This window comes from Achromobacter sp. 1011811831, assembly GCF_059760905.1.
Genome location: NZ_JCBANG010000002.1, coordinates 38,010 through 50,811 on the forward strand (window position 1 = coordinate 38,010; position 12,802 = coordinate 50,811).

Below are 12,802 nucleotides of genomic sequence, written 5' to 3' on the forward strand. Positions count from 1 at the left end.
AACAGGCCGCCTACCGCTAGTCTTGCGTGTTCGAAGCACCCTGACCGGGGAGCGCGCCGCCATGGCCTGTCGCGAACGCGACGCCTCGTGTCTCGAGGCGTGCCCGCGCCGGGCCTGGCGGCGTACGGCTTTACTCCCAGCTCAGCGTGCCACCGGTTTGGTATTCGATCACGCGAGTTTCAAAAAAGTTGCGTTCCTTCTTAAGGTCGATCATCTCCGCCATCCACGGGAAGGGATTTTCTTCCTGGGGGAACAGCGGCTCGATGCCGATCTGCTGGCAGCGACGGTTGGCGATGAAGCGCAGGTAGGACTTGAACATCGGAGCGTTCAGGCCCAACACGCCGCGCGGCATCGTGTCTTCGGCGTAAGCGTATTCGAGTTCGACCGCTTTGCGGAAGAGTTCTCGGATTTCTTCGCGGAATTCCGGCGTCCAGAGATGCGGATTCTCAAGTTTGATGGTGTTGATCAGGTCGATGCCGAAATTGCAGTGCATGGATTCATCGCGCAGGATGTACATGTACTGCTCGGCCGCGCCGGTCATCTTGTTCTGGCGACCCAGCGCCAGGATCTGCGTGAACCCGACGTAGAAGAACAGGCCTTCCATCAGGCACGCGAAGACGATCAGCGACTTCAGCAGCGTCTGGTCGGCTTCCGGCGTGCCGGTCTTGAAGTTCGGGTCGGCGATCGCGTCGATGAACGGGATCAGGAATTCGTCCTTGGCGCGGATGGACGGGACTTCGTTATAGGCGTTGAAGATCTCCGCCTCGTCCAGGTCCAGGCTTTCGACGATGTATTGGTAGGCGTGGGTGTGGATCGCTTCCTCGAACGCCTGGCGCAGCAGGAACTGGCGGCATTCGGGCGCCGTGATGTGGCGGTAGGTGCCCAGCACGATGTTGTTCGCGGCCAGCGAGTCGGCCGTGACGAAGAAACCCAGGTTGCGCTTGACGATGCGGCGCTCGTCCTCGGTGAGCCCGTTCGGGTTCTTCCAGAGGGCGATGTCGCGCGACATGTTGATTTCTTGCGGCATCCAGTGGTTGGCGCAAGTGGCCAGGTACTTTTCCCAGGCCCACTTGTACTTGAACGGCACCAGCTGGTTGACGTCGGTCTGGCCGTTGATGATGCGCTTGTCGGCAACCTTCACGCGGTGCGAGACGGCATCGCCGCTGGCCGCCAGGCCGGCCGCGTGTTCAGGCGCGGCGGGCGTGGGCAGGGCGGAGTCGCCGAACACACCGGTCGCCGCCCGGACTGCGGGCGCGCCCTGCGAGCCCGCCGCGGGCGCGGGGGCTTGTGCAGGTTGCGTGGCGAGGTTGTCGTCTTCCCAATTAATCATGATTCATTCTCCGGAGGCGGTTATTGGCAGGCTTCGCACTCTTCGAAGCCGGGATCGCCCGGCCGCATGGTGCAAACCGCCCCGAGAACTTCGGGTTCCGGCAAAACAGGTGCAGCGGCCACAGGCGAGGCGGCGGATTGGCCGCCGGCGCTGACGGCGTTCAGTTCGCCGCCGCGGCCCGTGGATTTCTCGGCGCTGGTCGCGCCCAGGGTACGCAGGTAGTACGTGGTCTTCAGGCCACGCTTCCACGCCAGCTTGTAGGTGTCGTCGAGTTTCTTGCCCGATGCGCCGGCCATGTAGATGTTCAGCGACTGGGCCTGATCGATCCACTTCTGGCGACGCGACGCGCATTCCACCAGCCAGCTCGGTTCGACTTCGAACGCGGTGGCGTAGAGTTCGCGGAGTTCGGAAGGTACGCGATCGATGCGGGACAGGCTGCCGTCGAAGTACTTGAGGTCGGCGACCATGACTTCGTCCCAGAGACCGAGTTTCTTCAGGTCACGCACGAGGTAATCGTTTACGACCGTGAACTCGCCGGAGAGATTCGATTTGACGTACAAGTTCTGGAAAGTGGGTTCGATGCACGCAGATACGCCAATGATATTGGAAATAGTGGCGGTTGGGGCAATTGCGATGCAATTGGAGTTGCGCATGCCATGTTGTTTGATGCGCGCGCGCAACGTATCCCAATCGAGCGTGCTCGATTCATCGACCTCGACATGACCACCGCGTTCATCGCGCAGCATCTTCAACGTGTCTTGCGGCAGGATGCCGCGCGACCACAGCGAGCCTTCATACGATTGATAGCGGCCGCGTTCTTCGGCCAGCAGGCTCGAGGCCCAGTACGCGTGATAGCACACGGATTCCATCGACGTGTCGGCGAATTCGATGGCGGCTTGCGAGGCGTAAGGCACGCGCATCATCTGCAGGCAGTCCTGGAATCCCATGATGCCCATGCCCACCGGACGGTGGCGCAGGTTGGAATTGCGCGCCTTGTCGACCGCGTAGTAGTTGATGTCGATCACGTTGTCGAGCATGCGCATGGCGATGCTGACCGTGCGCTTGATCTTCTCGTGGTCGAGTTCGAAACCGCCGCCGGCGGCCGGCTTCATGTGCGCGACCAGGTTCACCGAACCCAGGTTGCACACCGCGATTTCGGAGTCGTTGGTGTTCAGCGTGATCTCGGTGCACAGGTTCGAGCTGTGGACCACGCCCACGTGCTGCTGCGGCGAACGGATGTTGCACGGATCCTTGAACGTGATCCAGGGGTGGCCGGTTTCGAACAGCATCGACAGCATCTTGCGCCACAGCGTCAGCGCCGGCATCTTCTTGAACAGCTTCAGGTCGCCGCTGGCCACGCGGGCTTCGTAGCCCAGGTAGGCCTGCTCGAATTCATGGCCGTACTTGTCGTGCAGGTCGGGGCAGTCGGAGGGCGAGAACAGGGTCCATTCGCCGTTCTCCATGACGCGCTTCATGAACAGGTCGGGAATCCAGTTCGCCGTGTTCATGTCGTGCGTGCGGCGGCGTTCGTCGCCAGTGTTCTTGCGCAGTTCGAGGAATTCCTCGATGTCCAGGTGCCAGGTTTCCAGGTACGTGCAGACCGCGCCCTTGCGCTTGCCGCCCTGGTTCACCGCAACGGCGGTGTCGTTGACCACCTTCAGGAACGGGACCACGCCCTGGCTTTCGCCGTTGGTGCCCTTGATGTGGCTGCGCAGCGCGCGCACCGGGGTCCAGTCGTTGCCCAGGCCGCCGGCGTACTTGGCCAGCAGCGCGTTTTCCTTGATGGCGTCGTAGATGCCTTCCAGGTCGTCCGAGACGGTGGTCAGGTAGCACGATGACAGCTGCGAGTGCAGCGTGCCCGAGTTGAACAGCGTGGGCGTCGAGCTCATGAAGTCGAACGAGGACAGGATCTCGTAGAACTCGATGGCGCGCGCTTCGCGGTTGGTCTCTTTCAGCGCCAGGCCCATGGCCACGCGCATGAAGAACACCTGCGGCAGTTCGATGCGGGTGCCGCGGATGTGCAGGAAGTAGCGGTCGTACAGGGTTTGCAGGCCGAGGTAGCCGAACTGCAGGTCGCGGCCGGCGTCCAGCGCCTGGCCCAGCTTGGCCAGGTCGTATTGGGACAGGTCGGGCGACAGCAGGCCGCCTTCGATGCCGCGCGAGATGAAGGTGGGGAAGTAGTCGGCGTAGCGCTGGCTCATGTCGGCCTGCGAGACTTCCTGGCCCAGCACTTCCTTGCGGATCGTGTGCAGCAGCAGGCGGGCGGTGACCTGGCTGTAGGCCGGATCCTTCTCGACCAGCGCGCGGGCGGACAGGATGGCGGACTTGAACACTTCGTCCACGGGGATGCCGTCGTACAGGTTCTTGACGGTTTCCTTCAGGATCGCTTCGGTGTCGATGAACTCGGTCAGTCCCACGCCGGCGGCTTCGATGGTGGCGCGCAGGCCGGCGATGTCGAGCGGACGGCGCACGCCGTTGTCGGTCACGTTCAGCGACGGGCCGGCGGCGGGGGCGGCGGCTTGCTGCTGCGCGTCGGCCGCGGCGGCGGCCGCGCGTTCCTGGGTGCGCTTCTCGCGGTACAGCACGTAGGAGCGGGCCACGTCATGCTCGCCCGAGCGCATCAGCGCCAGTTCGACCTGGTCCTGCACGTCTTCGATGTGGAAGGTGCCGCCGCCGGGACGGTTGCGCACCAGCGCGTTGACGACCTGCCTGGTCAGCGATTCGACCAGCTCGCGCACGCGGGCCGAAGCCGCGCCCTGACCGCCATTGACGGCCAGGAAGGCCTTGGTCATGGCGATGGCGATCTTGCTGGGCTCGAAACCGACCACCGAACCATTGCGGCGGATCAGGTTGTAGCTGCCCCACTGGCCGCCGTTGGCGTCGGCCGGAGAGTCGGTTTGGGAGGGCGGCACGGCCGTGGGCCGGGTCACAGAGGCGATCGTAGTCTGCATGGAAGCTCCTGTGTGGAAAGCGCGTAGATAGGGCGCGACGGCATCGCGCCGGATACGGAATGGGTTCTGTTTTGAGGGGGATCGCGACGCTGGGACGGTGTCGTCCGGATGGCGTGGCCGACGGGAATCAGCGCTTGGGCGACCACAACATGTAGTGTAGCACCCCTCATTTCGCACTAATTCTAGTGATCGACTAAGACAGCTACAAGAAGAAGATGTGACCATTCCTCCAAAAGATTGTTACGAAATGCACTGGGCGCGCCCAGCAAGGCGCGCCCAGGATCGGACTCGTGAGAGCGAGTGTTTACGCGGTTTTGCGCAGGGGCATGTCGCGAGGAGCAGGCGCCACATAGCTTTGCATCAAGCGCGCCAACTCGGTCCGGTACTTCTCGACGTTGGCGGCCTTCACGTGGCCGAAGCCGCGTACCGTTTCCGCGAGGGCGGCGATGGTGGCCGCCTGTTCGAGCTTGTCCGCGTTCAAGCCGTCGAGCAACTGATCCACGGTCTGGCGGTACTCGGCGATCAGGGCGCGTTCCATCTTGCGCTCGGCGGTGCGGCCGAACGGATCGAGCCAGGTGCCGCGCACGCGCTTGAAGCGCGCCAGCAGCTTGAGCGCGGTCATGGTGCGCGGACCCAGCGTCATCTTGCGCGGCACGCCGGTGCGCGGATCCTTGCGCGCGAAGATCGGCGGCGCCATGTGGAAGCGCAGGCTGTATTCGCCTTCGAACTGGTCCTGGAGCTGGGCCCGGAACGCGTCGCCGGTGTAGAGCCGCGCCACTTCGTACTCATCCTTATAGGCCATGAGCTTGAACAGGCTGCGCGCCACCGCGAGCGCCAGCCGCGGCTTGGCGTCGGGCGACAGTTCGCGCTCGCGCGCCGCGACCCGTTCGACCACGTCCTGATACTGGCGGGCGTAGCCGGCGTCCTGGTAGGCGGTCAGGTCGGCCAGGCGGCGGGCGACGGCATGCTCGAACGATTCCGGCACATGCAGCTGCACGACCTGGGCGCGCGGCCGCAGCGCGGTCGAGAGCGCGTCGGGCTGGTGCGCCGCCAGGCGGCCGCTGTCGAAGGCGGCCCGGTTGGCGGCCACGGCCACGCCGTTCAGCTCGATGGCGCGGTTGATGGCGGCGTGCGACAGCGGCACGCCGCCGCGCTGCCAGGCATAGCCCAGCATGAACATGTTCGACAGGATGCTGTCGCCGAACAGGGCCAGCGCGGCCGCGTGCGCGTCGATCGCGGCGGTGTGCGCGTCGCCGGCGGCGTGGCGGATCTTGGCCAGCAGCGCCTCGGGGCGCATGGCCGCATCCGGGTTGCGGGTGAAGTCCGACACCGGGGCCACGTAGGTGTTCACGGTGACCTGGGTGTGGCCGTGGCGCAGCGCGCCCAGCGAGTCCGGCGCCACCGAGGCCACCGGGTCGCACAGGATGGCGGCGTCGGCCTGCTGCCAGTCCAGCCGCACCGGGCCGGGCTGGGCGCCGGCCGGCGCCAGGCGGATGTGGCTGACCACGGTGCCGCCTTTCTGCGCCAGGCCGGTCAGGTCGAGCACGGCGGCCGACAGGCCTTCCAGGTGCGCGGCCATGGAAATGATGGCGCCGATGGTGATGACTCCGGTGCCGCCCATGCCCGCCACCAGCAGGCGGTACGGCCGGTCCAGCGCGGCCGGCGCGGGCGCCGGCAGTTGCGCGATGAGCTGCTGCAGCCGTTCCTGGTCGGCCTTGGGCGCGGCGCTCTTCTTCGGCTTGCCGCCCATGACGGACACGAAGCTGGGGCAGAAGCCCTCGGCGCAGGAGTAGTCCTTGTTGCAGCTGGACTGGTCGATCGCGCGCTTGCGGCCGTAGGGCGTTTCCAGCGGCACCACCGACAGGCAGTTCGATTGCACGCCGCAGTCGCCGCAGCCTTCGCAGACCGCGCTGTTGATCAGCATGCGGCGGGCCGGGTCGGGGAACTGGTTCTTCTTGCGGCGGCGGCGCTTTTCGGCGGCGCAGGTCTGGTCGTGGATCAGCACGGTGACGCCGGGAATCTCGCGCAGTTCGCGCTGCAGCGCGTCCAGCTCGCGCCGGTGGTGCACGCGGATGCCGCCCAGGTCCACGCCCTGGTATTTCTCGGGTTCGTCGGAGGTGACGACGATGCGGGCCACGTTCTCGCCGCGCAGCTGCTGGCAGATCTGCGGCACCGAGATCGGGCCGTCCACCGGCTGTCCGCCGGTCATGGCCACGGCGTCGTTGAACAGGATCTTGTAGGTGATGTTGGCGCGCGCCGCGACCGCCTGGCGGATGGCCAGGTAGCCGGAGTGGTAGTACGTGCCTTCGCCCATGTTCTGGAACACGTGCGGCATATTGGTGTAGCGGGACAGGCCGATCCAGTCCACGCCTTCGCCGCCCATCTGGGTCAGGCCGCCGGTGTCGCGGTCCATCCAGGCAGCCATGTAGTGGCAGCCCACGCCCGACAGGGCCTGGCTGCCCTCGGGCACCTTGGTCGAGGTGCTGTGGGGACAGCCCGAACAGAAGTAGGGGCGGCGGCGCATGCCGTCGGCCTCGTTGGACAGCGGCGCCTGGCAATCGAAGGTGGCCAGGTCGCCGGCGGCGGGCAAGCCGGCCGCGCGGGTCAGCCAGGCGGCCAGCGGCCGCGCCAGCAGCGACGGACGCAGCTGCCCGGCCGAGGGCACCAGCGCTTCGCCGTCAAAGCCCTTCTTGCCGATGACGGTGGGGCGGTCGGGCAGGTTGAACAGCAGGTCCTTAATCTGGCTCTCGACCACCGCGCCCTTTTCCTCGATCACCAGGATGTGCGACAGGCCGCGCGCGAATTCCAGCAGGCGTTCGGCGTCCAGCGGCCAGGTCAGGCCGGGCTTGTAGATGCGTACCGGCGCGTTGGCGGTGACCGTGTCCACGCCCAGCCGCGCCAGCGCTTCCATGGTGTCCAGGTGCGCCTTGCCGACCGTGACGATGCCGGCCACGGCCTTGGGCGCCGGACAGGTGAGCCTGTCGATGCTGTGGCGACGCGCGAAGGCGGCCACCGCCTTCATGCGCAGGTTCATGCGCGTCTCGACCGCCAGCGACAGGAAGTCGCGGGCCGAGTACTCCAGCATTTCCGGCGGCAGGTCCGGGTCCGCCGGCATGTCGTAGCGCTGCGGCAGCGCGGGCGCGAAGGAATGGCCGCACTCGATGGTCTCGGACACGGCCTTGAACGCCACCCAGGCGCCCGAGTGGCGCGACAGCGCCCAGCCCCATAGCGCGAAGGTCTCGTATTCGTCGATGGACGAAGGATGCACGATGGGCATCTGCCAGCCGATCAGCGAGGCCTCGCTGGCGTGCGGGATCGAGGACGAGACGGCGGTATGGTCATCGCCCACCACCACCAGCACGCCGCCGTTGCGCGAGGCGCCCGCGGCATTGCCGTGGTGCAGGGCGTCGCCGGCGCGGTCCACGCCCGGACCCTTGCCGTACCACATGGCGAACACGCCATCGACCTTGCGGTCCGCGCGCATGCCGGCCTGTTGCGTGCCCATGACGGCCGTGGCCGCCAGGTCTTCATTGATGCCGGGCAGGAAGCTGATCTGGTTGGCGTCCAGCGCCTTCTGCGCCTTCCACATGGCCATGTCCACGCCGCCCAGCGGCGATCCGCGGTAGCCGGACACGAAGCCGGCCGTGTTCAGGCCGCGCTCCTTGTCCATCCGGCGCTGCGTCAGCATGATGCGCACCAGCGCCTGGGTGCCGGTCAGGAAAATGCGGCCGGTGCTGCGCGTGAGGTTGTCGCCCAGTTGGTAGTCGAGATCCAGCTGAGGTTCGGGGGCGGGGGTGCCGTCCATGGTCGATGCTCCTAATTTGGCACCATGATAGGTTCGCGGAGCATCGGGTTTATTGCGTTATCGGATCGTGCTATCCCTATAATTCGCAATGAATATTTCGTTTTGCCGATAATCAGATCAAAACTGGAGACAAAGCCATATGGACAAGACCGACATCAACATCCTCAAGGCCCTGCAGGAGGACGGCCGGGCCTCGGCGCAGCAGCTGTCGGACAAGGTCGGCCTGTCGGCCGCGCCGGTGTGGCGGCGGGTCAAGGCGCTGGAAGCCAGCGGCGTGATCCAGGGTTACAGCGCGCAGGTGGACCGGGCCAAGGTCGGTCTGGGTTGCATGTTCGCGCAGATCAGCCTGGAGCGGCATTCCGCGAACACGGTCGAGAACTTCGAGCGCTCGGTGCGCGACGCGCCCGAGATCCTCGAATGCTATGCGGTCACGGGCGACTCGGACTTCCTGTTGAAGATCCTGGTGGAAAGCCCCGAGGCCTACGACCGCTTCCTGCATCGCTTCCTGTTCAACATGCCGGGCATCCGCCAGACCCGCACCATCGTGGCGCTGCGCGAGATCAAGCACGAGCAGCGCCTGCCGCTGTGAGGCGCGGGCATGGTGACGAATGCGCGGCGCTCTATATATACAGAGCGCCGCGACATACCCGTGCGTCGGCATCGTGCGCGCCCGACGCCGTGTCGCTTGAAACCAACGCATTTTTGCGGGTTCCAGCGCTAAAACCGGTCTTGCTCCAGATCGACTGTTGCGCAATTGCACTACGCGCGCGCCGTCGCAGCAATCGTCGTTGATTCTTCATCATGCCCTCTTTAGAGTGCGTGATGTTTGTCGCGCGAGGGGCGCGCCGGGGGATCGGCGCGGCGCGTCGGCGGACGTGTTGAGGAATTCATGAGCAGTCTGTATTTGCGTATGGCCGGCGCGTTTGGCGTCGCCCTGATCCTGGCCGGTTGCGCCGCCAGGAAGCCCGCCGCCATCACCGAGGCCAAGCCCGAAGGACCGCCCAAGCCGCCGGCCTGCGTGCCGGTCAAGAGCGGCGACCCGATGGTTGGCACCTGGTATTCGAGTTCCAAGCCGCGTGGCGTGAGCGGCGACTTCCAGTCGCTGACCGTGCTGCGCGCCGATGGCTCCATGGCGTACGAGACCCAGCTCAAGATCGGCCGCAAGACGCGTCCGGCCCTGCGCGAGAGCGGCTGCTGGACCGTGGCCGACGGCGTCTACACCATGCGCACCACCGTCTCGAACGGCGAGATCGTGGACTTCGACGATCCCATCTACCTGAACCGCTACCGCGTCGAGAAGGTCGAGCAGGCCAAGCTGACGCTGCGCGAGCTGAAGTCCGGCGGCCAGGTCGTGACCGCCCGCCGCATGCCGCAGGGCTACCGCCTGCCGTATTGAGCGTTGCGCCGGGCGGACATTTCGCCCGGCGGCCGGGCCGGCCGCGGCAGGCTGCGGTAAGGTGCGGGTTTCGCCTGCCACCACGTCCCGGCCATCATGCCCGCCCTGTCCTCCGAAGTGCGCGCCATCGCGCTGCTTGCCCTGGCCGCCTTCGTCAGCGCCAGCGCCTTCCGCATCTGTGATCCCATGCTGCCGCAGCTCGCGGCCGAGTTCGGCACCACCACCGGGCAGGCCGCGCGCGCCGTCACGGCCTTCGCCGTGGCCTATGGCGTGTTGCAGATGTTCTTCGGTCCCGTGGGCGACCGTTATGGCAAGTACCGCGTGGTCAGCGTGGCCACTTTCGCCTGTGCGTTGGGCAGCGCGGGCGCGGTCATGGCTCAGTCGCTGGACGTGCTGGTGCTGTGCCGGGCGCTGTCGGGCGCGGCCGGGGCCGGCATCGTGCCGCTGTCCATGGCCTGGATCGGCGACACCGTTCCCTACGAGCGTCGGCAGGCCACGCTGGCGCGTTTCCTGACCGGTACCATCCTGGGCATGTCCGCCGGCCAGCTCGCCGGCGGCCTGTTCGCCGACACGGTGGGCTGGCGCTGGGCCTTCGCGGCGCTGGTTTGCGGTTACCTGATCGTCGGCCTGTTGCTGCGCCAGGAAGTTCGGCGCCAGCAGGCGGCCGGCCTGGGCGCGGGCCTGGCCGCCGGCGCGCGCCAGGGCTTTGTCGCGCAGGCACGGCTGGTGCTGGGCGCGCCCTGGCCGCGCGTGGTGCTGGCGACGGTCTTCATCGAGGGGCTGCTGGTGTTCGGCGCGCTGGCCTTTGCCCCGTCCTATCTGCACGAGCGCTTCGACATTTCGCTGACGGCCGCCGGCGCGCTGGTGGCCGTCTACGCGGTGGGCGGACTGCTCTACACCGTGGTGGCCGGGCGCATTCTCAAGCGGCTCGGCGAGCGCGGACTGGCGGTGGCGGGCGGGCTGGTGCTGGGCGTGGCCTTCCTGTCCTATCTGCTGGGGCCGGCCTGGGTGTGGAGCCTGCCGGCGAGCGTGCTGGCAGGCTTCGGCTATTACCTGCTGCACGCCACCTTGCAGACCAATGCCACCCAGATGGTGCCGTCCGCGCGCGGCACGGCCGTGGCCTGGTTCGCGTCCTGCCTGTTCATGGGGCAGGCCGCCGGCGTGGCGCTGGCCGGCGCGGTGGTGGACGAGATCGGGGCGGCCGCGCTGTTCGGCGGTTCGGCCGTGATGCTGCCCGTGCTGGGCGCGGGCTTCGCCTGGGCGCTCATGCGCCGAGCGGCGCCGGCCACGGCCTGAGGCGGCGGGCGCGGCCAAGAAAACATGCGGCCAGTTGGCCGCGTGTTTCAGTCTTCCCAGTGGAACAAGGCGTCGAACACGGCGTAGGGCGGATCGGACAGTATCGTGGGGACGCTCAGATCCGGCGGCAGCGGCGCTTCCAGTTCGGCACGCCTGGCACGTGCCAATCCGTGTCGCTCCAGCACGGGCTGGGCACGCTCGGCCAGGGCCGCGACCGCCGGCGAGTCCAGCCGGTCGACCATGTCCAGCGCGGGCAGGTAGCTGCTGCCGCCCGTGGCATGGCGCCATTTCTCGCCCTGCATGAAGACGAAGCAGGGCGCCAGCCGGCACAGCAGGATCACCAGGCCGATATGCTGGTCGCCCTTGCCCGTCTTGAAATCACGCTCCTCGCGGTAGAACCAGGCGTCGACGAAGGACGCGTAGCCCGATCCATAGTGTCCCCAGGCGATACGCGAGGCCGCTGGCAGCGTCCGCTCCAGTTCGGCGCAGACGTGCCGGTAGAAACCATCGACCTGGGCCTCGTCGTTGCTGTCCCAGGGATGGCGGCCGCCGATCGGGCGTTGTGACGCCAGATTGGCCAGGTCGTCCAGGGACAGTTGCATGACCGGGCGCGAGCCTCAGGCCGAGGCCAGGCGCGCGAGCACCGTTTCCTTGCCCAGCAGCGCGAGCACGGCGTCCACCGCCGGCGTCTGCGTCTGGCCCACCACCGCCACGCGCAGAGGAATGGCCAGCTGCGGCATCTTCAGGCCACGGTCGGCCAGCACGGCCTTGATCAGCGCGGACAGCGCCTCGCGGGTCCATTCGGTGCCCTGGGCGCGTTGCGCGAAGTCCGCCAGCGCCTCGCGCGCGGCCGGCGTCAGGTGCTGTTCGGCCAGCTCGGCGGGGGCCGGCTTGAACTCGCCGCAGAACAGCATGGCGCCGTCGGCGAGCTGTTCCAGCGTTTCGGCGCGGTCCTTGAGCAGGCCCATGATGCCGGGCAGGTTGGTCTTTTCCGGATGGCCGCCGCGCTTGGCCACGCGCGGCGCGACGCGCTCGGCCAGCTCGGCGTCGTCCATCTGCTTGATGTAGTGGGCGTTGACCCAGTTCAGCTTCTTCGGATCCCACTGCGAGGCGGACTTGGACAGGTGGCGGGTGTCGAACCAGCTCACCAGCTGTTCGCGGCTGAACAGCTCGTCGTCGCCGTGGCTCCAGCCCAGGCGGGCCAGGTAGTTGATCATGGCCTCGGGCAGGTAGCCCTCGTTGTCGTATTCCATGACGTTGACCGCGCCGTGGCGCTTGGACAGCTTCTCGCCGTCCGGGCCCAGGATCATGGGCACGTGGCCGTATTCGGGCAGCGCGGCGCCCAGCGCGCGCAGGATGTTGATCTGGCGCGGGGTGTTGTTGACGTGGTCGTCGCCGCGCAGCACGTGGGTGATGCCCATGTCCCAGTCGTCCACCACCACGCAGAAGTTGTAGGTGGGGGTGCCGTCGGGACGGGCGATGATCAGGTCGTCCAGCTCGGTATTGTCGAAGCTGATCACGCCCTTGACCATGTCGTTCCACGAGGTGGCGCCATCCTGCGGGTTCTTGAAGCGGACCACGGGCTGGCGGCCGGCGGGCACCGGCGGCAGGGTCTTGCCCGGCTCGGGACGCCAGGTGCCGTCGTAGCGCGGCTTGTCGCCGCGGGCGCGGGCGGCCTCGCGCATGGCTTCCACTTCCTCGGGCGAGCTGTAGCAGTGGTAGGCGGTGCCGGCGGCCAGCATCTGCGCGACCACTTCACGGTAGCGGTCCATGCGCTGCATCTGATAGAACGGGCCCTCGTCGGGCTGCATGCCCAGCCAGTCCATGCTGTCCAGGATCGCCTGCACCGCCTCGGGCGTGGAGCGCTCGACATCGGTGTCTTCGATGCGCAGCACGAAGGTGCCCTGGTGGTGGCGGGCGAAGGCCCACGAGAACAGCGCGGTGCGCGCGCCGCCCAGGTGCAGGAAGCCGGTGGGCGAGGGCGCGAAGCGGGTGCGGATGGGGGAGGAAGCGTTGGCGGTCAT

General features: G+C 67.1%; 8 protein-coding genes. 3 read left to right on the forward strand and 5 right to left on the reverse strand.

All coding sequences use genetic code 11. The annotated features are described in order from the left end of the window. Positions 1-130: 130 nt before the first annotated feature. The 3 genes from AC6LJ9_RS01115 to AC6LJ9_RS01125 form a co-directional block, all read right to left on the reverse strand. On the reverse strand, positions 131-1,330 hold the full coding sequence (locus AC6LJ9_RS01115; protein ID WP_212316840.1) for a ribonucleotide-diphosphate reductase subunit beta: 1,200 nt from the start codon (positions 1,328-1,330) through the stop codon (positions 131-133). 20 nt (positions 1,331-1,350) lie between these two features. After that, a complete protein-coding gene (locus tag AC6LJ9_RS01120; protein WP_498146165.1) occupies positions 1,351-4,281 on the reverse strand; it encodes a ribonucleoside-diphosphate reductase subunit alpha in 2,931 nt (976 codons plus the stop codon). Between the two features lie 304 nt (positions 4,282-4,585). Further along, complete coding sequence (locus tag AC6LJ9_RS01125) at positions 4,586-8,086, reverse strand: indolepyruvate ferredoxin oxidoreductase family protein (RefSeq protein ID WP_498146166.1); 3,501 nt, start codon at positions 8,084-8,086, stop codon at positions 4,586-4,588. A 139-nt stretch (positions 8,087-8,225) separates the two neighbouring features. Between AC6LJ9_RS01125 and AC6LJ9_RS01130 the strand changes: the two genes are divergently transcribed. From AC6LJ9_RS01130 to AC6LJ9_RS01140, 3 genes are all read left to right on the forward strand, one after another. Then, complete coding sequence (locus tag AC6LJ9_RS01130) at positions 8,226-8,675, forward strand: Lrp/AsnC family transcriptional regulator (RefSeq protein WP_103272360.1); 450 nt, start codon at positions 8,226-8,228, stop codon at positions 8,673-8,675. 300 nt (positions 8,676-8,975) lie between these two features. Further along, positions 8,976-9,482: a hypothetical protein gene (locus AC6LJ9_RS01135; RefSeq protein WP_498146167.1), complete on the forward strand. Its 507-nt coding sequence runs from the start codon at positions 8,976-8,978 to the stop codon at positions 9,480-9,482. A 96-nt stretch (positions 9,483-9,578) separates the two neighbouring features. Beyond that, positions 9,579-10,778 (forward strand): MFS transporter, encoded by a 1,200-nt coding sequence (locus AC6LJ9_RS01140; protein ID WP_498146168.1) that lies wholly within the window; start codon positions 9,579-9,581, stop codon positions 10,776-10,778. 47 nt (positions 10,779-10,825) lie between these two features. Here the strand turns inward: AC6LJ9_RS01140 and AC6LJ9_RS01145 are convergent, their stop codons facing one another. Both AC6LJ9_RS01145 and gltX read right to left on the reverse strand, forming a co-directional pair. After that, entirely contained in the window at positions 10,826-11,380 is a 555-nt protein-coding gene (locus AC6LJ9_RS01145) for a hypothetical protein (protein ID WP_212316831.1), read from the reverse strand. Between the two features lie 15 nt (positions 11,381-11,395). Beyond that, entirely contained in the window at positions 11,396-12,802 is a 1,407-nt protein-coding gene (gene gltX, locus AC6LJ9_RS01150; RefSeq protein WP_212316829.1) for a glutamate--tRNA ligase, read from the reverse strand.

Coding starts and splice junctions, on each gene's coding strand:
- AC6LJ9_RS01115 (WP_212316840.1), bottom strand. CDS start 1,330: ATGATTAATTGGGAAGACGACAACCTCGCCACGCAACCTGCACAAGCC.
- AC6LJ9_RS01120 (WP_498146165.1), bottom strand. CDS start 4,281: ATGCAGACTACGATCGCCTCTGTGACCCGGCCCACGGCCGTGCCGCCC.
- AC6LJ9_RS01125 (WP_498146166.1), bottom strand. CDS start 8,086: ATGGACGGCACCCCCGCCCCCGAACCTCAGCTGGATCTCGACTACCAA.
- AC6LJ9_RS01130 (WP_103272360.1), top strand. CDS start 8,226: ATGGACAAGACCGACATCAACATCCTCAAGGCCCTGCAGGAGGACGGC.
- AC6LJ9_RS01135 (WP_498146167.1), top strand. CDS start 8,976: ATGAGCAGTCTGTATTTGCGTATGGCCGGCGCGTTTGGCGTCGCCCTG.
- AC6LJ9_RS01140 (WP_498146168.1), top strand. CDS start 9,579: ATGCCCGCCCTGTCCTCCGAAGTGCGCGCCATCGCGCTGCTTGCCCTG.
- AC6LJ9_RS01145 (WP_212316831.1), bottom strand. CDS start 11,380: ATGCAACTGTCCCTGGACGACCTGGCCAATCTGGCGTCACAACGCCCG.
- gltX (WP_212316829.1), bottom strand. CDS start 12,802: ATGACCGCCAACGCTTCCTCCCCCATCCGCACCCGCTTCGCGCCCTCG.